The sequence below is a fragment of the Kitasatospora sp. Xyl93 genome, from assembly GCF_055383135.1.
The window spans coordinates 6944946-6968720 of the sequence record NZ_AP029185.1 but is presented as its reverse complement, the minus strand read 5'-3'; the positions used below and the strand labels follow the sequence as shown (position 1 = coordinate 6968720).

Here is a 23775-nt window from a genome sequence, read left to right as displayed (position 1 = left end):
ACGGCGTCCCCCGCGTCATCGGGCGTCCGAGTGCGCGGGCGCCTGGTCGAGGGGGCGGCCGAGCGGCCGAGCGAGTCGGAGGTGACCGGCATGACCCCGGCGGGTCCAGCCGTGTCCGCCCCCTTATGGGAGGAGCTCTTCATGAGCACCGGTACGGCTTTGGCGGTTGACCCCCATGTGGTCACCTGTACGCTCGCTCCTCGCTTCGAAGCCGTCAGAACCGCGCGCGACTTCGCTCGGAGCACGCTCCAGCGCTGGAACCTGACGGAGCTGTTCGACGACGTCGCACTGGTGGCCTCGGAACTCGTGACCAACGCCCTCCGGCACGCGGTCGGCGCACGGCCCGATCAACCGGGCGGCATCCAGGGCGAGTACGACTTTCCCGCACAGCCGACCGCGGGCGGCCGGCTTCCGATCCGAATAAGCCTGGTGCACCGCGCACCCCAGGTGGTCTGCGCGGTGAGCGATCCGAGCAGCACCGGACCGATCGCCCGGGAGGCCGACTTCGTCGCCGAGTCGGGTCGCGGACTGCACCTGGTGGAGTCGTTCAGCTGCTCCTGGGGCTGGCACCCGCTGGGCAGCGGCAAGGTGGTCTGGGCGATGTTCGAGGCGGAGAAGGTCGGCGGCTCCCCGCTGGACGGACACCCCGAACTCGGCGGCCGCTCACCGCTGGACGGCCCCGTCGACGTCGGCGGACGGCATCGGCGCTCGGCCTAGGAGGGGCTCCGCGTCCAGGACGGACGCCGCGCCCAGGGCGAACCCCGCCCCCAGGACGGACCCCGCGCCGGACGGACCCTGCGCCGGACGGCGTGTGGCCGGTCGAGGAAGTCCCGGGAGGACCACATTCCGGGCCCTTCCGCCAGGCCCCGCCGCGGATCTCCGGCGCCACGGAGCCGCCGGCGGCTTCCGGGACGTGCTCGCCCGGTGGAGCGACATCCGGGACAGCGAAATCCGGGGCAGCGGTTTCGGGAACGACGATTCCCGGAGCGACGATTCCCGGAGCAGTGGCATCCGGAACAGGGAAAGACAAAGGCCGTCGTGGTGTCGGCACCCACGACGGCCCCCCGATGATGGAGCACGGCGGTCGGTCAGACCGCCAGGTGGTCGAACTCCCCGTCCTTCGCCCCCAGCAGCAGGGCCGCGATCTCGGCCCGGGTGTAGATGAGGGCCGGACCGTCCGGGAACCGCGAGTTGCGCATCGCCACGTCGCCGCCCGGCAGGGCCGCGAACTCGACGCAGTTGCCCTGGGAGTTGCTGTGCCGGCTCTTCTGCCAGACCACCCCCTGGAGATCGGCCGCGGCCATCCCGTTGTAGGTGTCGTACGAGCCGTGCGTGTCCTGCGAGTCGTGCATAGAAATCTCCCGAAGAGCTCCGGAGTTGTCGTCCAGCGCGGCGCCCCCGGCACCGTCGAAACGAACGGGCCGGCCCCGTACCGGTCCGGCACAACGCCTCACTTGACGCGATGATAGCTGCAGTGCACGTGCATCAGCACGGGACGTTGCAGGTGCACCAGGCCTTTTACCCGCATCCGCCAACTCTTCACGGGCCTTCTCCTGACGGTACGTAAACGGACATAGCCGATGATTCACCGGGCTCGTGATAACCGGCCGTGAGCACCCCCCCGCTGAATGTTGATCTTCGAACGCCGGGAGTCGCACCCTCGTGACCCTCCGTCAAACCATCCCCATGCTGTGAGACATCTCACGTGCCCCAGGTGCAACGGCCGCCCCCGCGGATCGCGTCGTGGCAACCACCCGCGACCGCGCGGGGGTTGGGTGAAGAATGTCCGGATTGTAGGCAAAGCGCCCGGACCGGCGCCGGAGACGCACCCGGTCCGCGCGGGGTCCGCACCGCGACCGCGCGAATCCTGTCCGGCAGCCGACTGCAAGCCCGACGGGCGGATGTCCTACGATCTCCGGCATGAGCACCGCAGCCATTCCGGGCGCGCCACTGCCCGTCCGCACTCCAGGCTCCCGTGCGCGGGGGCGCCACCGTCGTCCCGAGCGCCCCGAGATCCCGGCCGGCGCCCCGGCCCTGGTGCTCGCCGTGCCCGCGACCGCCGGGCCCGAGTCCCGCTCGGTCGTCGAGGAACTGCTCTCGATCGTCCGCACCGAGCAGAACGGCGTGCAGACCACGGTCGGCTACCTCCCCGGGAACGGCGCCGAGGTCGCGGGCAGCGAGGACCGCACGGTGGCCGAGCTGCTGGCCCTGGCCGCCGAGGCCGGGCTGCCGATGCCCGTCCTGGTGCCGCTGGTGCCCGGCCCGCACACCTTCCTGAGCGAGCTTCACGCGCTCGCCGCCGAGTACGGCGCCCCCGTCACCGACCCGCTGGGCCCGCACCCGCTGCTGGCCGAGGCCGTACACGTCCGGCTGTCCGAGGCCGGACTGGCCCGGGCCGACCGCGCCCGGCTGTTCGCCATCGCGACCGCCGCCGACGGCGTGGTGCTGACCACCGTCGGCGGCGAGGACGCGGCCGCCGCGGCCGGCATCACCGGTGTGCTGCTCGCCGCCCGACTGGCCGTGCCGGTCGTCGCCGCGGCGCTCGACGTGCCCGGCTCGGTGGCCGCGGCCGTCAACCACCTCAGGGACACCGGCTCGCAGCGCCCGGCGCTGGCCCCGCTGGTGATCGGCCCGGAGGCGGACTCCGAGCTGCTCGCCACCGCCGCCGAGGAGACCGGCTGCCCGTCGGCCGCGCCGCTGGGCGCCTACCCGTCGGTCGGCCAGCTGATCGCCTCCACCTACCTGGCCGCACTGCCCATGCCGTCCGCGGAGGACCTGGCGCGGGCCGAGGCGGAGGCCGCGGCCGCCGCCGAGGCCGAGGGGGCCCTGGAGGGCGTTCGCGGCGCCCACGCGGCCGCCGAGGGATCCCTCGGGCAGTAGTCGACACCGCGCGCCGGTTCGCGCGCGCAGAAGGGCCCGGAACGGTTCGCGTTCCGGGCCCTTCGCATCGGCCCCACTTGCATTGCCCGCCGGCATCGACCCCCGCCCTGTCGGGCCCATGGGGATTGGCGCCTTCCATGGCTGGCCACGGCCGACCCGTCCCGTACGGGGAGTCGAACGGCAATGAAGTGGAATGTCCGTTCTGGCGTCATTTGAAGGGAAATAGGGAGCGCGGCCCCGAGCACGTGAATCGAGGCCGCTCCCCCACTCTCCGGAGCACACTGTTCCGCAATTCGACGCCCCGTCACGTCACTTCTGAGGCGAAGCCAGTTGTCGCTTTCCGCAACAGCATTGCTTGAAAACGATCATTTACGATCATGCTCGGCCGCAATTCTGGCAGTTCCCACTAAACCGTGATGTGCATCACAGGCATTTGCGGTTTGAACTTAAGTCTGATTAACGTGCTCCCCGTTCGTGACCACACGAACCCGGTTCATCCGCAACGCCGAGTCCTGCCGTCGGATGTCCTGGCAGCGCGAAAACGCACCACGGCAGGAGCGGGGGAACCACAGGTAAGTCGCCCCGGACCACTCTTCGGAACGGTCCAGGGCTAGGGGTGAAGCCGCGCTCACCGCGCGGCCGGGCAACTCCAGCCCGAATCCGACAGCTCACCTCGCAGGCGTGGGAGAGGACCGCGTCTTCATGCTGCCCACCAACGGCACCAGCCTGTCCAGCCGCACCCGTCGCGTGATCGCCGCCCTCGGCGTCGCGGGCGTCGGCCTCACCGTCCCCTGCCTCACCTCGGGCACCGCCTCCGCCGCCACCGTCGCCACCTGGGACAAGGTCGCCCAGTGCGAGAGCGGCGGCAACTGGAGCATCAACACCGGCAACGGCTTCTACGGCGGCCTCCAGTTCACCTCCAGCACCTGGTCCGCCTTCGGCGGCACCGCCTTCGCGGCGCGCGCCGACCTGGCCACCAAGGACCAGCAGATCGCCGTCGCCGAGAAGGTCCTCGCCTCGCAGGGCCCCGGCGCCTGGCCGGTCTGCTCTGTCAAGGCCGGCCTGACCAAGGGCGGCACCCCGGCCGCCGTCGACACCTCGGCGGGCTCCACCGCCGGCTCGACCACCGCCGCGCCGGCCCAGAGCGCCAAGCCGGCCGCTCCGGCCGCGAAGCCCGCCGCCAAGCCCGCGCAGGCCCCGGCCGCCAAGCCCGCCGCGCCCGCTCAGGACGCTCAGGCGGCCGGTGACTCCGCCGCCTCCGGCAGCCGCGGCGACTGGGCCCAGAAGCGCCAGCAGCAGGCCCAGGGCGGCGACTACACCGTGGTCGAGGGCGACTGGCTGTCCTCGATCGCCGACCGGCACAACGTGCAGGGCGGCTGGGAGCGGCTGTACGAGCTCAACCGCGGCACCCTGACCGACGGCCCGGACACCATCTACCCGGGCCAGCACCTGTCCTTCGACGGCTCGTCCGCCGACAAGTCCGGCGCGGACTTCACCTGGTTCGACCGCTCGCAGAAGTCCGGCCAGTCCGCGAACGGCGGCGCCGTGAACGCCCAGCCGACCGCGCAGTCCCAGGCCCCGGCCGCCAAGCCGGCCGCCAAGCCCGCTCCGCAGCCCCAGGCCCAGACGCCGGCTCCGGCTCCGGCTCCGGCCGCCACCGGCAGCATGGCCGCCGCGGTCTCCTTCGCCGAGTCGAAGGTCGGTCAGGCGTACGTCTACGGCGGCACCGGCAACGGCGGCTGGGACTGCTCCGGCCTGACCCAGGCCGCGCTGCGCGCCGCGGGCATCTCCGTCCCGCGCGTCGCCGCCGACCAGGCCGCCGCCAGCACCCACGTCTCGCTGGACAGCCTCCAGCCGGGCGACCTGCTGTTCTGGTCCAACAACGGCAAGGACTCCGGCGTCTACCACGTCGCGATCTACGTCGGCAACGGCAAGTACGTCGAGGCCGCCAACCCCAGCTCGGGCGTCCGCGAGCAGACCATCGCCAACTGGGCCCCGGACTTCGCCGGCCGGGTCTGAGGACGGCGAACGGCCGACAGCCGACAGCCGACGGCTGACAGATAACAGATAACAGATAACAGATTTCATCATCTGTCAGCTGTCAGTCGCCATTCGAACGCTGACCACCCGCCACCCCGGGGAGAGTCTGGTCGCTCTCCTCGGGGGTTCCGGCGTTCCCGGACGGGCCGGCCGCCCTGCTCCCGTTCCGCAGATCCGCCGTATTCCGTGGTGGACACCTCCTCGCAGCGGGCATGCTGCTGCTCTGCACCCGAGGAGGAGTCACATGGCCCAGGTCACCGTCACCCTCGACGCGAACCTCGCGATCGACGCGATGATGCTCTCCGGCACCAAGAACCCACAGGACGCCGTCGAGCTGATCCTGCGCGACTACCTGGCCCGCGGCCGCCGTACCGAGACCCGCACCGGCGAGGCCGCCGACGGACACCGGCTCACCGCCGACCGTCCGACCGGCCAAGAGGGCTGACCACCCGACGGCCGCCGGCAACCGGACCGCCCGCCCCCCGCCGGCCGACCGCCCCCGACCCCAGGGTGGCCGACCGCGCGCACGCCGAGGGGCCCCGGAGAGCAACCGCCCTCCGGGGCCCCTGCGTCGGCCGTGACGGCCGGGGCTCAGCGCGCGCAGGCCCCGGTGGACCCGCGCATCACCAGCTCCGGCTGGAACATGAACTCGCCGCGCTGGACGGCGTTCCCGCCGACCTCCTCCAGCAGCGCGTCCACCGCCGCCGTGGCCATCGCCTCGACCGGCTGCCGGATCGTGGTCAACGGCGGCTCGGTGAAGGCGATCAGCGGCGAGTCGTCGAAGCCGACCACCGACACGTCCTGCGGCACCGACAGCCCGCGCTGCCGCACCGCCCGGATCGCCCCGAGCGCCATCATGTCGCTCCCGCAGACGATCGCCGTGCAGCCCTTGTCGAGCAGCGCGCCGGCCGCCGCGTGCCCGCCCTCCACGCTGAACAGCGTGTGGTGGACGAGGTTCTCGGCCTCCTCCCGGGTGCGTCCGAGCACCTCGCACATCGCGGCCGTGAAGCCCTCGATCTTGCGCAGCACCGGCACGTACCGGCGCTGACCGACGGCCAGCCCGATCCGCTCGTGCCCGAGTTCCGCCAGGTGCTGGACCGCCATCCACATCGCGGAGCGGTCGTCCGGCGAGATGAACGGCGCGTCGATCTTCTCGCTGTAGCCGTTGATCAGCACGAACGGCACCCCGCGCCCGGCCAGCCGGGCGTAGCGGTCGTGGTCCGCGGTGGTGTCGGCGTGCAGCCCGGAGACGAAGACGATGCCCGCCACGCCCCGGTCGACCAGCATCTCCACCAGTTCGTCCTCGGTGGACCCGCCCGGGGTCTGGGTGCACAGCACCGGCGTGAAGCCGTGCCGGCTGAGCACCTGCTCGATCACCTGGGCCAGCGCCGGGAAGATCGGGTTGCTCAGCTCCGGCGTGATCAGACCGATCAGCCCGGCGCTGCGCTGGCGAAGGCGGGTCGGCCGCTCGTATCCGAGCACGTCGAGCGCCGCCAGCACGGTCTGCCGGGTGGCGGCGGAAACGTTCGCCTTGCCGTTGAGCACGCGGGAGACGGTGGCTTCGCTGACCCCCGCCTGCGCCGCGATGTCTGAGAGTCGCGCCGTAGTCACGGTCCCAGAGCCTATTCCAACCACGTCAGACCGCCCACCAGCCGGTGGTGTCCGGAGCGAGCACCGTCTCGCCGCCGTCCACCACGAGGTCGGTCGAGGCCAGCAGCAGCGTGCCCGGGGCGGCGATCCGCACCGGCTCGCCTGTGGTGTTCACGGTGCAGACGAAGGCGCCGCGGCGGAACGCCAGGGTGCCCTCGGGGCTGTCCAGCCACTCGACCCCGGTGCCGGCGCCGAGGTCGGGCTGCGCCCGGCGGACGGCCAGCGCGCTGCGGTAGAGCTCCAGGGTGGACGTCGGGTCGCCGGTCTGCGCCTCGATGCTGAGCCCGGCCCACTCGGCCGGCTGCGGCAGCCAGGACGGCCCGCCGGCGACCGGGCCGAAGCCGTACGGGGCCTCGGTGCCGGACCACGGGATCGGGACGCGGCAGCCGTCGCGGTAGCCGTCCTGGCCGGCCTGGCGGAAGAAGGACGGGTCCTGGCGGACCTCGTCCGGCAGGTCGGTGACGTCCGGCAGGCCGAGCTCCTCGCCCTGGTAGACGTACGCGGAGCCGGGCAGCGCGAGCATCAGCAGGGTGGCGGCGCGGGCGCGGCGCAGGCCGAGTTCGCGGTCGCCGGGGGTGCGGATCTGGGTGCCGAGGCCGGGCTCGTTGGCGAACCGGGTGGCGTGTCGGGTGACGTCGTGGTTGGACAGCACCCAGGTGGTGGGGGCGTCGACCGGGCGCATCGAGTCGAGCGAGAGGTCGATCACCTCGCGCAGCGCGGCGGCGTCCCAATCGGTGCCCAGGTACTGGAAGTTGAAGGCCTGGTGCAGCTCGTCGGGGCGGACGTAGTTGGCGGTGCGCTGGACGGTCGGGGTCCAGGCCTCGGCGACGCCGATCCGCTGCCCCGGGTACTCGTCGAGGATCTTGCGCCAGCTGCGGTAGATCTCGTGCACGCCGTCCTGGTCGAAGAACGGCATGACGTCGTTGCCGAGCAGCTTGAGCTGGTCGGCGCCGCCGAGGTCGGGCAGGCCGGGAGCCTTGACCAGGCCGTGGGCGACGTCGATGCGGAAGCCGTCCACGCCCATGTCGAGCCAGAACCGCAGGATCGAGCGGAACTCGTCGGCGACGGCCGGGCTCTCCCAGTTGAAGTCGGGCTGCTCCGGGGCGAACAGGTGCAGGTACCAGTCGCCGGGGGTGCCGTCCGGGTTCTCGGTGCGGGTCCAGGCCGGGCCGCCGAAGATGGACTCCCAGTCGTTGGGCGGCAGTTCGCCCTGCTCGCCCTTGCCGGGGCGGAAGTGGTAGCGCTCGCGCAGCGGGGAGCCGGGGCCCTCGCGCAGCGCGCGCTGGAACCACTCGTGCTGGTCCGAGGAGTGGTTGGGCACGAGGTCGACGATGATCCGCAGGCCCAGGTCGTGGGCGTCCCGGATGAGCGCGTCCGCGTCCAGCAGGGTGCCGAACATCGGGTCCACCGCGCGGTAGTCGGCGACGTCGTAGCCGGCGTCCGCCTGCGGCGAGGCGTAGAACGGCGAGAGCCAGACCGCGTCCACGCCGAGGTCGCGCAGGTAGGGCAGGCGGCTGCGGATGCCGGGCAGGTCGCCCATGCCGTCGCCGTTGGAGTCGGCGAAGCTGCGCGGGTACACCTGGTAGATGACCGCGTCCCGCCACCAGCCTCTGGACGCGCTGACGTTCGCCTCGTGAGCGGTGTCGGCGGCAGGCCGGGAGGTGTCGGCCAGGTTCTGGGTCATGGACGGTATCCCTTGGGGACTAGAGGAGAGCGGACGGCGCCGGGACGTGGAGGCGCGGGACGACGTGGTGGCGCGCTACGACTTGGAGGCACCGGCGGTCAGGCCGGTCACCAGGTGGCGCTGCACCAGGTAGAAGAAGGCCGCGGACGGGATCGCGATCAGCACGGCGGTCGCGGCCATCAGGTTCCACTGGGCGTCGTGCTCGCTGACGAAGGTCTGGAGTCCTACCGCCAGCGTGTACTTGTCGGAGCTGAGCATGAAGGTGGAGGCGAACGGCACCTCGGCCCAGTAGGTGAGGAAGGAGTAGAAGGCGGCCACCGCCAGGCCCGGGCGGGCGAGCGGCAGCACCAGCCGCCAGAAGGTGCCGAACGGGGAGAGCCCGTCGACCCGGCCGGCCTCGTCGATCTCCACCGGGATGGTGTCGAAGTAGCCCTTCAGCAGCCAGGCGCAGTACGGCACCGTGGTGGTCGAGTAGACCAGGATCAGGCCCACGTAGCTGTCCAGCAGGCCGAGTTCGGAGAGCATCGTGTACATCGGCACGATCAGCACCGCGATCGGGAACATCTGGGTGACCAGCAGCGACCACATCAGCGGCTTGTGCCCGGGGAACTTCATCCGGGAGACGGCGTAGCCGGTGGTGGCGGCGACCAGCACGCCGAACACGGTGGTGACGCCGGAAACCAGCAGGGCGTTGCCGAACCAGGTGAAGAAGTCGGTGTCGGACAGCACGTGCTGGTAGTTCGACAGCGTGAGCTTGTCGAGGATCTGCCCGGGGTGGAGGTAGTCGGTCTTGTCCGGGCCGAGCGAGACGAACAGGATCCACGCGACCGGGAACAGCGCGATCAGGCCGGCCAGGATCAGGGTGCCGTGGGACAGCGCCCGGGCCAGCGGGCTGCGCTCGCCGCGGCGGCGGACCGTGGCGGGCCGGGCGGCCGGGGCCGGCGCCGTCGCGCGGGCCGGGAGTTCGGTGGTGGTGCTCATCGGGGTTACCTGCCTTCGTGGGTCAACTGGGTCCGGGGCCTCAGCCGTTGGCCTGCTCGTTGCGGGCGAGCCAGCGCCGGTAGAAGGCGGTGAAGACGATCAGGATGGACAGCAGGATCACGCCGTAGGCGGCGGACTGCGCGTAGTCCCGGGGGATCTGGCCGAAGCCGAGCCGGTACGCCCAGGTGACCAGCAGCTGAGCGTCGGGGGCGCCGGAGCCGAACAGCAGGAAGATCACGTTGAACTGGTTGAACGTCCAGATCACGCCGAGCAGCACGACGGTGGAGGAGACGGAGCGCAGCCCGGGCAGGGTGACGTACCGGAAGCGCTGCCAGGCGGAGGCGCCGTCCATCTCGGCGGCCTCGTACAGCTCGGCCGGGATCGACTGGAGGCCGCCGAGCAGCGAGATCATCATGAACGGCACGCCGGCCCAGGTGTTCACCATGACCGCGGCCGCCTTCTGCGCCCACGGGTCGGTGAGCCAGCCCGGTTCGGGCAGGTGCAGGAGGGAGAGGGCGCTGTTGACGACGCCGCCGTCGGCGAGCATCAGGCGCCAGGAGAACACCGTGACGAAGGTCGGTACGGCCCAGGGCAGGATGAGCAGCATCCGGTAGGCGGCGCGGCCGCGGAGCTTCTGGTTGAGCAGCAGGGCGAGGCCGAGGCCGAGGGTGTAGTGCAGGAAGACGCAGACGGCCGTCCAGGCGATGGTCCAGACGAAGTGCGACCAGAAGCGGTCGTACGAGCCGGGGCCCCACAGGATGTCGGCGTAGTTGTGGAAGCCGACGAACTCGTAGCTCGCCGGGATCTCGTTGACGCCGATCTTGCGGGCCACGTTGAGGCTGTTGGCGTCGGTGAGGGTGAGCCAGAGGCCCTCGACGAGCGGGTAGATCACCAGCGCGCCGAGCACCAGCACGACCGGGGCGATCATCGCGTAGGCGTACCAGTGCTTGGCGTAGGAGCGCTTGACGCGTTCCAGCAGGCCCGGACGCTGCTCGCGCTCCCGGCTGCCCTTGCCGGTGGCGCCCTGCACGGCGACTGACATCGTTCACACCTTCTCGGGGGGAATTCTCGGGGGGAGCCGACGGCCCGGCCCACCGGGGCGACGGGTGACAGGCGGCGACGGGCAGCGCTGCTGCTGCTCGTCCGCCGTCATCCGTCGGTCGGCGGGCCGGGCACAGGGACTACTTGGCGAAGCCCGGCAGGAGCTTGGCGTAGTCGGTGGAGACGGTGTTCAGCGCGTCCTGGGTGCTCGCGCCCTGGACGGCCTTGCCCAGGTTGGTGCCGAGCGAGGCGAACAGCGAGCTGTACTCGGGCAGTTCGGGACGCGGCCTGGCGCTGCTCAGCACGGCCTGGAAGCCGGCGATGCCCGGGTCGGCCTTGACGTCGGCGGTGAAGGCGTCGGAGCGGGTGGGCAGGGTGGAGTTCTTCTGCGCGATGAACGCCTGGCTCTCGGCCGAGGTCATGAAGGCCGCGAACTTCTCGGCGGCGGCCTTGTGGGCCTTGTCCGCGCCGGCGTAGACCGAGATGTTGTGGCCGCCGGTGGGGGCGCCGCCCTTGCCGGCGGAGCCGCTCGGGACGGCCGCGATGCCGAGGTTGTTCTTGTCGGCGAAGGCGGAGCCCTTGTAGATGTTGGTGATCTCCCAGGGGCCCTGGATGATCGCCGCGACCTTGCCGCTGTTGAAGGCGTCCATCATGTGCGCGTAGGCGTCGGTGGTGACGTCGGCCTTGACGGTGCCGGGCGCGGTGAACATCGACTTGTAGGTCTCGACGGCCTTGACGGCCTCCGGCGAGGCGATGGTGATCTTCTTGCCGGCGGCGTCGACGGTGTCGGTGCCCTCGCCGAACAGGAACGGCATCGCGTAGTAGCCGTCCGCGGCCTTCAGCCAGAAGCCGTCCGCGCCGGCCTTCTCCTTGACGGCGGCGGCGTCGGCCTTCAGCTCGTCCCAGGTCTTCGGCGCCTCGGTGATGCCGGCCTTGGTGAACAGCTCCTTGTTGTAGAGCAGGCCGAGGGTGTCGGTCACCAGCGGCACGCCGTACAGCTTGCCCTCGTACTTGGCCTGCTGGATCAGGCTCGGCTGGAAGGCGGAGGTGTCGGCGACGGCCGGGGTGCCGTCCAGCGGCTCCAGGTAGCCGGCCTTGGCGAAGGCGGCGGTCCAGCCGACCTCGGAGCGGAACACGTCCGGAGCGCCCTTGGCCCCCATGGCGGTCTGGAGCTTGTTCTGCGCCTGGTCGAACGGCACGTTGACGAAGTCGACCTTGACGTTCGGGTTGGCCGCCTCGAACTTCTTGACGAGCTCCTGGTAGTTCGGCGCCTCGTTGGTGGCGTTCGAGGTGTCCCAGTACGTGAGGGTGACCGGCCCGTCGGCCTTGCCGTCGGAGCTGGAGCCGCTGCTGCTACAGGCAGCCATCGAGACCGCGAGGGCCACAACGAGGGCAGAGGCCGCGATGCCACGCCGCATGAGAACTCCTTGGGAGGGTGGGGGTGCCCGAGATGTTCGGAGGCAGGCGCATAATGGCTGCCTCGTGCCGACCGCACCGTTGCTGCCGTCGGGCTCGGGAAGGAAGTTAACAGCGGCGCAAGACGGACGGAAAGTCCTTGCAGAAAGTTTCTGCAAGAAACGGCGATCGTTACGCCCACGTGTCCTGGACGTTGCTGCACGGTAGTTGACAGCCGTACCGATTGCCCCGGTTCGCCCGATTCACCCCTCCACGAGCCGGCCGACGGAACCACCGTGCGTGGCCGAAAGCGGTCTGCAGCAGACTGGACGCATGCGAATCAGAGCCGTCACCAGGGACGAACTTCCACTGCTCGCCGAGCTGGAGCGGGCCGCCGGCGCGCCCTTCGCCGAGATCGGCATGCCGGAGATCGCCGAGGACGAGCCCCCGGCCCCGGAGGAGCTGGCGCACTACCTGGAGCGGGGCGTCGCCCTGCTCGCCGAGGCCCCCGACGGGAGCGTCGCCGCCTACCTGCTGGCCGAGCCGGTGGACGGCGCGCTGCACATCGAGCAGGTCTCCGTGCACCCCGACCACGCCCGCCGGGGCATCGGCCGGGCGCTGATCGAGCACCTCGCCGACACCACCGACGCCCCCGCGCTCACCCTCACCACCTTCGCAGACGTCCCCTGGAACGCCCCCTACTACGCCCGCTGCGGCTTCCGCCCGCTGGCCGGGGACGAGCTCACCCCTGGCCTGCGCGAGATCCGCCGCAAGGAGGCCGAGCACGGCCTGGACCGCTGGCCCCGGCTCTGCATGCGCCGGGACCTGGTCAAGTTCTAGTTGCTCCCCAGCCGGAGCACCGTCGTCGAGCGGAACTCCTCCCCCGGACGCAGCTCCGTGCTGGGGAACGCCGGGTGGTGCGGGGAGTCCGGGAAGTGCTGGGTCTCCAGCGCGATCCCGGCGAACGGCCCGTACGGGACGCCGCTCGCGCCGGTGACCGCGCCCTGGAACTTGTTCGCCGTGTAGACCTGGATGCCCGGCTCGGTGGTCAGCACCTCCAGGGTGCGGCCGCTGACCGGGTCCTCCAGCAGCGCGGCCCGCGCCGGGCCGCCGTCCGCCGGCCGGGCCCGCAGCACCCAGTTGTGGTCGTAGCCGCCGGGCCCGGCCAGCTGGGGGTGCTCGTCGTGCACCGACTTGCCGATCGGGGTGGGCACCGTGAAGTCGAACGGCGTCCCGGCCACCGGCTCGGTCCGCCCGTACGGGATCTGCCGCTCGTCGGCCGGGGTGTACGCGTCGGCGTCCAGGGTGAGCAGGTGGCCGAGGACGTCGCCGCTGCCCTCACCCGCGAGGTTGAAGTACGCGTGGTTGGTCAGGTTGACGACGGTCGGCCTGCTGGTGACGGCGCGGTAGGCGATCACCAGCTCGCCGGAGGCGTCCAGGGTGTAGGTGACGGTGACGTCCAGCGCGCCCGGGAAGCCCTGGTCCCCGTCCGGGCTGTGCAGCGCCAGCCGTACCCCGCCGTCGACCGGCTCGGCCGTCCACATCCGGTGCGCGAAGCCGTCCGGGCCGCCGTGGATGGTCATGCCGCCGCCGGTCGGGGCGAGCTGGTGCTCCACGCCGTCGAGGGTGACCGACGAGCGGTCGATCCGGTTGGCGTACCGGCCCACCACCGTGCCGTAGTGCCGGGCCGGACCGAGGATCTCGGACAACCGGTCGGTGGCGAGCAGCAGTTGGGCGGAGCGGCCGGAGCGGTCCGGCGCGCTCAGGGTGTGCAGGGTCGCGCCGAGGGTGAGAACGCTCGCCTCGTACGGACCGGCCGTGAGCGTCCAGCGCTCGATCGCGGCACCGGCGCCCGAGGGCTCCAGGGGTTCGTGCCGCACGCTGGTGGCCTCGCTCGCCATTGGCCTGCTCCTCACTGGCGGCCGCGTCGCACCGCGGGCGCCCGGTTCCGGGTCCGTCGAGGGGGCGCCGCGGCGGCCCCGTGTTCGTCAGCCTAGCGACGGCAGTGGCAGCGGGGGCGCTTCTGCGAACCTGCGCGCCGCCCTCCGCCCCCGGTCGCCCTCCCCGACCGCCGACCGCCGACCGCCGGGCGGTCGTGGAGGGCGACCGGCGCACCGTCCTGCGCCCGGCACCTGACACCGCGCCCGGCGGCGACCGGCCCTTCAGTCCTCCGGGTCCTCCAGCGGGCCCGCGTCCCGCTGCTGCTGCGGCAGCCCGAGCGCCGAGGCCAGGCCGTCCGGCCCGCTGCCCGCCTTGCGGTAGACCGCCGCCAGCCGGCGGTTGACCAGGCCGATCGGCACCCCGAGCTCGTCGGCGATCCGCTGCGGCGGCACGCCCTGCACGGCCCGCTTGGCGACGTCCCACTCCGCGCTGCTGAGCGTGTCGATGGTCTCCCCGAAGTCGCGCAGTCCCAGCCGGTTGGGCCGCAGGCCGTAGTTGGCCAGCTCCCGCCGGGCCCGGTCGACCAGCCCCTCCGCGGAACAGTGCTGGGCCAGCTCGATGCCCTGGTACAGGTACTCCTGGGCGTCGTCCAGACGTCCGACCCGGCGCAGCGCGGCGCCGAGGTCGACCAGCGCGACGGCGTGCTCGTAGCCGGCCGGGGACTGCCCGAGGTACGCCACGGCGTCCTCCAGCAGTTCGACCGCCGCCTGGCCGTCCTCGATCCGGGCCTGCAGGCGCAGCGCGCTGCCGATCGCCGAGGCGGTACCGAAGGCGCGGGCGTCCCGGACCGCCCGCTGGGCGTATTCGCGGGCGCGCTCGGGCTCGTCGCTCGCGATCGCGATGCCGAGGTGGCCGGCCCAGGGCGCCCAGACGGTGTTGTGCCAGCCCCGGGCCTCCAGCTGGGCGCCGGCCTCGGTGAGCGCGGCGGCCGCGCCCGCGTACTTCTCCTTGGCGACCAGCAGCTTGCCGTACAGCGAGGCCGCGTCCGGCAGCACCATGGCCGTCGAGTGGTACGGCGGGTGGAAGCCGAACTCGTTGGCCAGGTTCCAGGCCTCGTCGACCCGGCCGCGGGCGATCAGGGTGTCGACCAGGACGCCGATCGCGTCCCAGGCCAGCGGCAGCTTCTCCCCGATCCGCTCGGAGATGCGGTACGCCCGGCGCAGGAAGTCCTCGGCCTCGGCGAGCAGGCCGCGGCGGAACCGGGCCAGGCCCATCAGGAAGTAGGCGAAGCCCCGGTGGGCGCCGCTCCAACCGGCGATCTCGAACTGGATGATGGCGTCCGCGGCCAGCCGTTCGGCCTGGGCGATGCGGTCGTTGTAGATGTACGTCAGGCCGAGCATCGAGGGCAGTTCGAAGCCCCAGGTGGTGTCGGTCCAGCCGAGGCCCTTGGGCAGTCGGCCGCCGTCCAGGACCTCGTCGGCGAGCGCGAGCGCGTCGGCGGAGGGCGCGCCGCGCAGGGTGAGGTCCCAGGCGCGCATGGCGAGCACGGCCCGGTCGGCGGCCTCCCGTCCGCGCAGGCTCCGGCACATCTCGCCGAGCCGGGCGGAGCGGCCGGGGCCGTCCTCCTCGGACTTGCGGAAGGCGTGCCACATGAACGAGGCGGCCTGGAGCCGCTGGCGCCCGGCCGGGTCGGCGGTCTGCCGGGCCTCCTCCTCGCAGACCACGGCCGCCTGGCCCAGCTCGCCGCTGTGGGCGAGGACCTCGGAGAGCCGGAAGGTGGCGTCCACGCGCAGTTCGGGGCGCAGCGGCACCTCGTCGGGGTCGAGGGCCAGCTTGAGCTGGTTGACGGTGGCGACCGGGTCGGTGAGCAGTGCGGAGCAGCCGAGTTCGTACAGCACCTCGGCCTTGACCTCGTCGGCGGGCGGCTCGTTGAGCGCGCGGTGCAGACAGCGCTGGGCGGCTTCGGGGGCGCCGATCAGCTGGTGTTCGACGGCGGCGCGGCGCAGCTTCTTGACGATCCGGTCGTCGCCCTCGCCGGAGTGGGTCTCGACCAGGTGGCGGGAGGCGGCGAGCAGGCCGAGTCCGGCGTTCTCGATCTCGGCCGCGGCGATGCCGTGCATGCCGAGTCGGGTGGCGTCCGGCATGGTGTTGTAGATGGAGCTGGCGATCAGCGGGTGGACGAACTCCAGGTTCCCGTTGGGGGTCTGGGTCAGCACGCGCTGCTTGCGCAGCTGCTTGATGGAGTCGCGGGCGCCCTCGGTGCTCTGGGTGGAGATCCGGGTGGCGAGGTCGACCCGGATGTCGGTGCCCAGCATCGCGCAGGCCCAGGCGAACCGCAGGGTGCTGGCGCCGAGCCGGTCCAGCCAGCTCTTGAGGGTCATCCCGGTGGCGTCGACGGCGAGTTCGCGCAGTTGCCGGGAGTTCTCCTCGACCGGTTCGAGCTCCTGGTCGCGGACCTGGTCGAGCAGGGCGTTGGCCTCGAACGGGTTGCCGTTGACGACGTTCCAGAACTCGTAGCAGAAGGCGTCCTCGGCCTTGTCGCCGAGTTCGGCGCGGATCATGTCGGTGACGGAGCTGAGGGTGAGCCGGTTGAGTTCGTGCTTGCGGCCCTTGAGGTCCAGGACGTCCCGGCGGAACTCCTGGGTCTCGGTGGGCCAGTCGTTCTCGTCCTCGCGGAAGGCGAAGACGAGCAGGACGGGAAGTTCACTCGATCGGATGGCGAACTTGGTCAGCCAGGAGAGTGACTCCCCGTCCGCCCAGTGCAGGTCGTCGACGATCATCACCATCGGCGCGCGGCGGGGTGCGAGCTGGGTGATGACGTAGTCGAGGCCGTCGCGCACGCCCTGCGGATCGAGGCGGCGGGCGCCGGCCTTGGGCTGCTTGAGGCCCATGGCCGGTCCGACGACCTCCTCCCAGGTGCCCATGACCTGGCTGAACACCGCGGGCTGGAGGTCGCTCAGTACGGGCTGGAGCAGTTGGCGCAGGACGTGGTACGGCTCCTTGAACTGCCGTTCACCGCCTCGGGCGAAGAGCACGGTGGCGCCGTCGCGGAGCTTGGCGAGCCGCCGGACCTCGTGCAGCAGGCTGGTCTTGCCGATGCCGGGGCGGCCGGAGAAGGTGAGCAGGTCGCCGATCTCGGTGCCGCCGGCGGCGAAACCGCGGCAGAGCCGGTCCACGGCGGCCTCCACCGAGCGCAGTTCGGCGTCGCGGTCGCGCAGCCGGACCCGGGGCGCGGCGCCGTCGCCGTCGCGGACGGAACCAGAACCCGCCCGAATTGCGTTCTCCTGCTCGGTCACCGTCGCGCCTCCGCCTCGCCCACTCGCGTCACAGCTCCATCACTGCGTGGAGCCGAGGGTAGCGCCGCTCGGGCCTCCCCGTGGGGCATTCGTGCAGGCTGGGGCGGACGGTGAGGGTTTGGAGGGCCTGCCACGGGCAATTGCCCTATATCCCTAACGTCCGATCATTACATCAGATACCCTACGGCCTTCGAGGCGCAGATGATCTTGCGAAAACCACCGCCCCCGTTCGCGTCTCGCCGCGCCAACTCCCCCCACCGAAAGTGCTCGAACAAAAAGCGCCCCCACCCTCCGCTGCACCGGGAGTCCGATGTCTGACGACACCTCACTTCAGATTCCGTTCCCGCACCGCCGCAGTCCGCACGGACCGCGCGCCACCGCACTGCACAGGGACTGGCTGATCCGCCACCCGCTGCTGCCCGACGCCGACCACCCCGGCTACGCGCACTGGGAGGTGGTGGACCTCGCCGCGCTCGGCTACCCGGACGCCGGCCCGGACGAACTCGCCCTGGCCGCCGACCTGATGGGGTTCTACTTCCTCTTCGACGACCAGTTCGACGGCCCGCTCGGCCGCTGCCCCACCGAGGTCGCCCCGATTTGCGAACGCCTGATCGCCGTCCTGCACGGCGCCCGCCCCGACCAGGGATCCGCGGTCGAGACCGCGTTCGCCGACCTGTGGAACCGCAGCGTGCAGGGCATGCCGGCCCGCTGGCAGGCCCGCGCCGCCTACAACTGGGAGTACTACTTCGCCAGTCACCCGGCCGAGGCGGCCGGGCGGATCTCCACCCGGCCACCGGACCGGGACGGCTACCTGGAACTCCGCCGGGGCACCGCGGCGATGGAGACCATCTTCGACATGGTCGAACGCCTGGGCCAGTTCGAGGTCCCGGCCGCCGTGCTGCACCATCCGGTGCTGCGCCAACTCCGCCAGCTGGCCGCCGACATACCGTCACTCAGCAACGACGTGCGCTCCTACCCGCTGGAGGCACCGCGCGGGGACGTGAACAACCTGGTCATGATCGTCCAGCGGGAGCGGCGCTGCTCGGCCGAGGAGGCCTGCGCGGCGGTCATCGCCGAAGCCCAGCTGATGGTCGACCGCTGCGCCGAACTGCGCGACCGACTCCCGGACGTGCACCGCGAGTTGGGCCTCTCCCGGATCGAACGGACGATCGCCGAGCGGTACGCGGACGGGCTGCTCACCTGGCTGGCCGGCTACCTCAGCTGGGAAGCCCGCACCGGCCGGTACCACGCGGTCTGACCGGAGCGCGTCCGGAGCCGCGCGCCCGGGCGCGCGGTGGCGCGCCCCGAGAGTGTCGCCCCGGCCACGCGGCGGCGTGCGGCGGCACGCCGCGGGGACGCGGCCGGACCGCGCCCCGCAGTGATCCGGCCCGGCGCGCTCGCAGTGATCCGGCAGGCGCACCCGCGATGGCCGAACCGGGGCACCCGCGGCGGCCCCTCCGGTCGTCCGGTGGCGTGCCCCGGGAACGGCGGGAAAGGCACCCTCCGTACGGGGACGGCGTACGGACCGTAGCCGCATCCGGCGCCCGAGGGCTATCGTGCTCGGCGGCGGGCGCCCCCACGGGCGCCGGTCCGATTGCGTGTCCGACCCCTCCCGCCGGACCGCCCCCTGGCCGGGCGGTCCGGCGCGCCGCCCGTGGCCCCGGCCGTACCGGGTGGCGCCCGACGCAGCGAGGAGACACCGAGCATGACGGTCTACCAGCCCCCCGGCACCCCCGGCAGCATCGTCGCCTACCGCTCCCGGTACGAGCACTGGATCGGCGGCGGATGGACGCCCCCGGTGCGCGGCGAGTACTTCGGCAACCCGACCCCGGTCACCGGCGAGGTGTTCACCGAGGTCGCCCGCGGCACCGCCGAGGACATCGAGGCCGCCCTGGACGCGGCCCACGCCGCCGCCCCCGCCTGGGGTCGCACCCCGGCCGCCGAGCGGGCGCAGGTCCTGCTGCGGATCGCCGACCGGATCGAGGCCAACCTGGAGCAACTGGCCGTAGCGGAGAGCTGGGAGAACGGCAAGCCGGTGCGCGAGACGCTCGCCGCCGACCTCCCGCTCGCCGTCGACCACCTGCGCTACTTCGCCGGTGCGCTGCGCGCCCAGGAGGGCGGCATCTCCCAGCTGGACGAGGACACCGTGGCGTACCACTTCCACGAGCCGCTGGGCGTGGTCGGCCAGATCATCCCGTGGAACTTCCCGATCCTGATGGCGGTCTGGAAGCTCGCCCCGGCGCTCGCGGCCGGCAACGCGGTGGTGCTCAAGCCCGCCGAGCAGACCCCGGCCTCGGTGCTGCTGCTCGCCGAGCTGACCGCCGACCTGCTGCCGCCCGGCGTGGTCAACATCGTCACCGGCTTCGGCGAGGAGGCCGGCGCCCCGCTCGCCGCCAGCACCCGGGTCCGCAAGGTCTCCTTCACCGGCGAGACCACCACCGGCCGACTGATCGCCCGCGCGGCGGCGGACAACCTGATCCCGGTCACGCTGGAGCTCGGCGGCAAGAGCCCGAACCTCTTCTTCGCGGACGTCGCCGCCGCCTCGGACGCCTTCTACGACAAGGCCGTCGAGGGCTTCGCGATGTTCGCCCTCAACCAGGGCGAGGTCTGCACCTGCCCCAGCCGCGCGCTGATCGACTCCGCGGTCTACGAGCGGCTGCTCGCCGACGGCCTGGAGCGGGTGCGGGCGATGCGCCAGGGCGACCCGCTGGACACCGAGACGCAGGTCGGCGCCCAGGCCAGTGTCGAGCAGCTGAAGAAGATCCTCTCCTACTTCGAGATCGGCCGGGACGAGGGCGCCAAGGTCCTGGTGGGCGGCGAGCGGGCCGACCTCGGCGGTGCGCTGGCCGGCGGGTACTACGTGACGCCGACGGTCTTCGAAGGCGACAACTCGATGCGGGTCTTCCAGGAGGAGATCTTCGGCCCGGTCGTCTCGGTCACCCGCTTCGACGGTTTCGACCAGGCCGTCGCCCTCGCCAACGACACCCAGTACGGGCTCGGCGCGGGCGTCTGGACCCGCGACCTGAACACCGCCCACCGGGCCGGACGCGCCATCCAGGCGGGCCGGGTCTGGACCAACTGCTACCACGCCTACCCGGCCCACGCGGCCTTCGGCGGCTACAAGAACTCCGGCATCGGACGGGAGAACCACAAGTCGCTGCTGGAGCACTACCAGCAGACCAAGAACCTGCTGGTCAGCTACTCCCCCGACGCGGTCGGCTTCTTCTAGGCCCGGCTCCGGGGCGGACTCCCGGGGCAACTGCTCCGAGCCCGGTACCAGTCCCCGGCTCCGTGCGCTGGAAGCGGAGCGGGAGGCCCACCAGGACCTCCCGCTCCTCGCCACTCCCCGTGGCGGGCTCCGGGGCGATTCGCCTGTTCCGGGGATCAAAGCACATCAATGCGGCCAATTCCCCGACGCGCCGCCGACATGCCCGGACGGCCCGCGCGAAAGCCGTAGACAGGACTCCCCGACCCTCTCCTCAACCGGGAGCCCCGCGTGACCATCGCCCCCGCGAAACTCAGCGACCCGACCGTCCGCGCCTTCGTCACCGCGATCAACGCGGGCGACCGCGAGGCCTTCTTCGCGCTGCTCGCCCCGGACGCGACCATGTCCGACGACGGGTCCGAGCGCGACCTGGCGGACTGGGTCGACCGGGAGATCTTCGGCCCGAACGGCCGGATCGCCGTCCAGACCGAGTCGAACGGCGGCCACGGGCTGGTCGCCGAGTTCACCAACGACACCTGGGGCACGATGCGCACCGCCTGGCGCTTCACCGTCGACGGCGGGAGGATCCGCCGCTTCGAGACCGGCCAGGCCTGAGCCGTTCGAGGCCGGCCAGGCCTGAGCCGTTCGAGGCCGGCCAGGCCTCAGCCGTTCGAGACCGGCCGGGCCTCAGCCGTTCGGAACCGGCCGGGCCCGGGCTACCGGTCCAGCCCCAGGCACCCCCGCACCGCCCGGATCAGGTTCCGCGAACGGATGTCCCCGGTGACGCCCGGCTGCATGCCGTTGGTGACGTAGCCGAAGCCCAGCCCGAGGTCGGGGTCGGCGAAGCCCAGCGAACCGCCCCGGCCCGGGTGGCCGAAGCTCGCCGGGGAGGCCATCGGCGCGGTCGGGCCGTGCCGCCAGAAGCCCAGGCCGAAGGTGGAGCTGACGACCAGCACCCGGTCCGGCCCGCTCACCACCGGCCCGACCGCGCGCGCCAGCACCTCGGGGCCGAGCAGCGGCGGCAGCAGCGCGCCGGAGCCGTCCGGGCGGTCGGCCGCACCGATCAGCGCCGCGTAGAACCGGGCCAGCGACCGGGCGGTGCCGATGCCGCCGGCGCCGGGGATCTCGGCGGCCTGCACCGCCGGGTCGTTGAGGTCCACGCCGGGGCGCACCGAGGCGAAGGACCGGGCGGTCAGCGAGGACGGGTCCTGGTAGGCGTCCCGGACGGCCTGCTTGGGCCGCAGCCGCAGTCCGCTCGGGCCGGTCCTGGCGGCCTCCGGGGCCGGCAGGTCGACCAGCTTGCCGACCCGGGGCGCGGCGCCGGCCGGCAGCCCGATCCACAGGTCCAGCCCGAGCGGCCGGGCGATCTCCTCGGCGAAGTACTGGCCTGTCGTCCGGTCGCTCACCCGCCGCACCACCTCGCCGACCAACCAGCCGAAGGTGTACGGGTGGTAGCCGTGCGCGGTACCGGGTTCCCAGGCTGGAGCCTGGGCCGCGACGGCGGCCGCCGCACGCTCCCAGGTGAGCACGTCCTCCAGCCGCAGCGGCACGTCCAGCGCGGGCACCCCGGCCTGGTGCGAGAGCAGCCAGCTCACCGGCACCCGGCCCTTGCCGGCCGCCGCGAACTCCGGCCAGTAGGACGCCGCCGGGGCGTCCAGGTCGAGCAGGCCGCGTTCCGCCAGCAGCAGCGCGGTGGCCGCGGTCAGGCCCTTGGTGACCGAGCGCAGCACCTGCGCGGTGTCCGCCGTCCACGGCACCGCGGGCGCCGGCCGGCCGCCGACCTCCGGCCGGGCGTCGCCGCCCCAGAGGTCGACCACCTTACGCCCGCGCACGTACAGGGCGAAGGCCGCGCCGAGTTCGCCGTAGTCGGTGAAGTTCCGCGCGAAGGCCGCCCGCACGGGCTCGAACCCTTCGGCCGTCTCGCCCCAGATCTCCACCACTGCGCGCCGTCCTCGACCAGTTCCGCTACGTCTCGTGCCACTCGTGTTCGCCGTTGATCTTCTTCGATCGAATCCGTTCGAATCAAGCCCCGAAACCCTAACCTGTCCCCCATGACCAACCCTGCCGAGGAACTGCTGGACATCGTCGACGAGCACGACCGCGTGATCGGGACCGCCCTGCGCGGCGAGGTGTACCGGCGCGGACTCACCCACCGCTGCGTCTTCGTCCTGGTCCGCGACCCGTCCGGGCGGATCTTCGTCCACCGCCGCACCGACACCAAGCTGTTCGCGCCCGGCGCGTACGACATGTTCGTCGGCGGCGTGGTCGGCTCCGGCGAGACCTACCCCGACGCCGCCGTCCGCGAGGCCGAGGAGGAGCTCGGCGTCCACGGCATCGCCCCGCGTCCCCTGTTCAAGTTCCTCTTCGAGCAGGACCGGCTCTCCTGGTGGTGCGACCTGTACGAGGCCGAGTGGGACGGCCCGGTCTCCCCCCAGGAGTCCGAGGTCGCCTGGCACGCCTGGCTCACCCCCGCCGAACTCGCCGACCGGCTCACCCGCGACGCCTTCGTCCCCGACGGCGTCGAGGCCTACCGCCGCTACCTGGACTTCCGGTCCGCGTAGGGCCCGTCCCGCGGACCGCTCCCCGGGTCCGCGACCTCGGGCTTCGCGGCCCGCCGCGGCCCGGGCCACGGCGGGCCCCTGGCTCCACCGGAGGGCCCTCGACGAACTAGGGTGGCGCGCATGGCCTCCCGTACGCCGCCTTCGACGGCCGACCGCGCAGCACGGACCTCCGCATCCGCCCGGGCGGCGGGCGAGAAGCCGCGGCGGCGGCTGAGCGTGGACGAGCGGCGGGAGCAACTGATCGCCGTGGCGCTGGAGCTGTTCAGCCGGCGGCCGCCGGAGGAGGTGTCGATCGACGACATCGCCGCCGCCGCAGGAGCCTCCCGGCCGCTGGTGTACCACTACTTCCCCGGCAAGCAGGCGCTGTACGAGGAGTCGCTGCGGCGGGCCGGGCAGGAGCTGTCGGCCCGGTTCGAGGAGCCCCTGGTGGGGCCGCTCTCGGAGCGGCTGCACCGGGTGATGGGCCGCTACCTGGACTTCGTGCAGAGCCACGGGCCGGGCTTCGCCGCACTGCTGCGCGGCGGCTCGGTGGCGGCCAGCGCGGACACCACGGCGGTGATCGACGAGGTGCGCCGGGCCGCCCAGGAGCAGATCCTGACCCACCTGGCGATCCCCGCGCCGAGCATCGGGCTGCGGCTGACCGTCCGGGCCTGGATCGCCAACGCCGAGATCACCTCGCTGGAGTGGCTGGCGGACCGCTCGGTACCGCTGGAGGAGCTCCAGCTGCACCTGGTGCAGGAGTTCGTCGCGGCGCTCACCCTCACCGCCGCCCGTGAGCCGGCCCTCGCCGGCGAACTGGCCTCCTTCCTGGCCGACGAGCACCCGGACGGCCCGACCGGACGCCTGGTGCGGGACCTCGCGGGGCTGTTCGCCGTACCGGGGATCGTCGAGGCGGTCACCGTGCTCGCCGCCGGCGGCCCTGACGACGGGGCCACGCAGGCCGCCGGGGCCGCGCAGGCCGCCGAGGCTGCCGGGGCCGCCGCCGAGTGACCGGCGCGGTCGACGGGACGGTCGACGGGCGGTCGTCCGAGCGCCGCCGAAGTCACCGCCGCGGCAGGCGTCCGAGTGATCATCGGGTGATCCTGCGGTTCGGTGAGGACGGTGGCCTCTGATAGGAATGAGCCGGGATCTGACGGCACGCCGCCGCGGCCGGGCCGGTCC

At 72.5% G+C, this 23775-nt stretch carries 19 protein-coding genes and 1 riboswitch; of the genes, 10 read left to right on the top strand and 9 right to left on the bottom strand.

Translation table 11 applies throughout. The features are described from left to right. The first annotated feature begins 141 nt into the window (after positions 1-141). The gene (locus ACZ5GH_RS30245; RefSeq protein WP_387756624.1) at positions 142-717 is read left to right on the top strand and encodes an ATP-binding protein; all 576 of its coding nucleotides are present in this window, start codon (positions 142-144) and stop codon (positions 715-717) included. Positions 718-1088: 371 nt separating this feature from the next. Here ACZ5GH_RS30245 and ACZ5GH_RS30240 read toward each other — a convergent pair whose 3' ends face one another. Then, a complete protein-coding gene (locus ACZ5GH_RS30240; RefSeq protein WP_097235176.1) occupies positions 1089-1352 on the bottom strand; it encodes a DUF397 domain-containing protein in 264 nt (87 codons plus the stop codon). Positions 1353-1920: 568 nt separating this feature from the next. Between ACZ5GH_RS30240 and ACZ5GH_RS30235 the strand changes: the two genes are divergently transcribed. From ACZ5GH_RS30235 to ACZ5GH_RS30225, 3 genes are all read left to right on the top strand, one after another. Beyond that, positions 1921-2880, top strand: coding sequence for a sirohydrochlorin chelatase family protein (locus ACZ5GH_RS30235; protein ID WP_464335863.1), 960 nt, complete (start codon positions 1921-1923; stop codon positions 2878-2880). A gap of 524 nt (positions 2881-3404) precedes the next feature. Further along, positions 3405-3575: riboswitch (cyclic di-AMP (ydaO/yuaA leader) on the top strand. Continuing rightward, on the top strand, positions 3562-4899 hold the full coding sequence (locus tag ACZ5GH_RS30230; protein WP_464335862.1) for a transglycosylase family protein: 1338 nt from the start codon (positions 3562-3564) through the stop codon (positions 4897-4899). (Overlaps the previous riboswitch by 14 nt.) Before the next feature lie 265 nt (positions 4900-5164). Continuing rightward, positions 5165-5365, top strand: coding sequence for a hypothetical protein (locus ACZ5GH_RS30225; protein ID WP_387756627.1), 201 nt, complete (start codon positions 5165-5167; stop codon positions 5363-5365). A gap of 146 nt (positions 5366-5511) precedes the next feature. On the opposite strand, the gene ACZ5GH_RS30220 is transcribed toward ACZ5GH_RS30225, so the two are convergent. From ACZ5GH_RS30220 to ACZ5GH_RS30200, 5 genes are all read right to left on the bottom strand, one after another. Continuing rightward, positions 5512-6531 carry a LacI family DNA-binding transcriptional regulator gene (locus ACZ5GH_RS30220; RefSeq protein ID WP_387756628.1) on the bottom strand — a complete coding sequence of 340 codons (1020 nt, stop codon included), beginning with the start codon at positions 6529-6531 and terminating at the stop codon, positions 5512-5514. Positions 6532-6556: 25 nt separating this feature from the next. Then, positions 6557-8254, bottom strand: a complete 1698-nt coding sequence (locus ACZ5GH_RS30215; RefSeq protein WP_464335861.1) for a glycoside hydrolase family 13 protein — start codon at positions 8252-8254, stop codon at positions 6557-6559. A 75-nt stretch (positions 8255-8329) separates the two neighbouring features. Beyond that, positions 8330-9235, bottom strand: a complete 906-nt coding sequence (locus ACZ5GH_RS30210; RefSeq protein WP_464335860.1) for a sugar ABC transporter permease — start codon at positions 9233-9235, stop codon at positions 8330-8332. 40 nt (positions 9236-9275) lie between these two features. Next, positions 9276-10277 carry a carbohydrate ABC transporter permease gene (locus ACZ5GH_RS30205; RefSeq protein WP_464335859.1) on the bottom strand — a complete coding sequence of 334 codons (1002 nt, stop codon included), beginning with the start codon at positions 10275-10277 and terminating at the stop codon, positions 9276-9278. Between the two features lie 139 nt (positions 10278-10416). Further along, positions 10417-11694, bottom strand: coding sequence for an extracellular solute-binding protein (locus tag ACZ5GH_RS30200; protein ID WP_464335858.1), 1278 nt, complete (start codon positions 11692-11694; stop codon positions 10417-10419). A gap of 310 nt (positions 11695-12004) precedes the next feature. On the opposite strand from ACZ5GH_RS30200, the gene ACZ5GH_RS30195 reads away from it, so the two are divergent. Then, the gene (locus ACZ5GH_RS30195) at positions 12005-12511 is read left to right on the top strand and encodes a GNAT family N-acetyltransferase (protein ID WP_387756633.1); all 507 of its coding nucleotides are present in this window, start codon (positions 12005-12007) and stop codon (positions 12509-12511) included. On the opposite strand, the gene ACZ5GH_RS30190 is transcribed toward ACZ5GH_RS30195, so the two are convergent. Further along, on the bottom strand, positions 12508-13572 hold the full coding sequence (locus ACZ5GH_RS30190; RefSeq protein ID WP_464335857.1) for an aldose epimerase family protein: 1065 nt from the start codon (positions 13570-13572) through the stop codon (positions 12508-12510). The genes ACZ5GH_RS30195 and ACZ5GH_RS30190 overlap by 4 nt on opposite strands. 261 nt (positions 13573-13833) lie before the next feature. Further along, on the bottom strand, positions 13834-16848 hold the full coding sequence (locus ACZ5GH_RS30185) for an ATP-binding protein (protein WP_387756635.1): 3015 nt from the start codon (positions 16846-16848) through the stop codon (positions 13834-13836). A gap of 310 nt (positions 16849-17158) precedes the next feature. Here ACZ5GH_RS30185 and ACZ5GH_RS30180 point away from each other — a divergent pair, with 310 nt between their 5' ends. From ACZ5GH_RS30180 to ACZ5GH_RS30170, 3 genes are all read left to right on the top strand, one after another. Further along, positions 17159-18106 (top strand): terpene synthase family protein, encoded by a 948-nt coding sequence (locus ACZ5GH_RS30180; RefSeq protein ID WP_387756636.1) that lies wholly within the window; start codon positions 17159-17161, stop codon positions 18104-18106. A gap of 447 nt (positions 18107-18553) precedes the next feature. Then, positions 18554-20077: an acetaldehyde dehydrogenase ExaC gene (gene exaC / locus ACZ5GH_RS30175; protein ID WP_387756637.1), complete on the top strand. Its 1524-nt coding sequence runs from the start codon at positions 18554-18556 to the stop codon at positions 20075-20077. A gap of 267 nt (positions 20078-20344) precedes the next feature. Further along, positions 20345-20668 carry a nuclear transport factor 2 family protein gene (locus ACZ5GH_RS30170; protein ID WP_464335856.1) on the top strand — a complete coding sequence of 108 codons (324 nt, stop codon included), beginning with the start codon at positions 20345-20347 and terminating at the stop codon, positions 20666-20668. A gap of 101 nt (positions 20669-20769) precedes the next feature. On the opposite strand, the gene ACZ5GH_RS30165 is transcribed toward ACZ5GH_RS30170, so the two are convergent. After that, positions 20770-21993: a serine hydrolase domain-containing protein gene (locus tag ACZ5GH_RS30165; protein WP_464335855.1), complete on the bottom strand. Its 1224-nt coding sequence runs from the start codon at positions 21991-21993 to the stop codon at positions 20770-20772. 111 nt (positions 21994-22104) lie between these two features. Between ACZ5GH_RS30165 and ACZ5GH_RS30160 the strand changes: the two genes are divergently transcribed. Both ACZ5GH_RS30160 and ACZ5GH_RS30155 read left to right on the top strand, forming a co-directional pair. After that, a complete protein-coding gene (locus ACZ5GH_RS30160) occupies positions 22105-22614 on the top strand; it encodes an NUDIX hydrolase (protein WP_387756640.1) in 510 nt (169 codons plus the stop codon). A gap of 120 nt (positions 22615-22734) precedes the next feature. Further along, a complete protein-coding gene (locus tag ACZ5GH_RS30155) occupies positions 22735-23604 on the top strand; it encodes a TetR/AcrR family transcriptional regulator (protein ID WP_464335854.1) in 870 nt (289 codons plus the stop codon). The last annotated feature ends 171 nt before the right edge of the window (positions 23605-23775 follow it).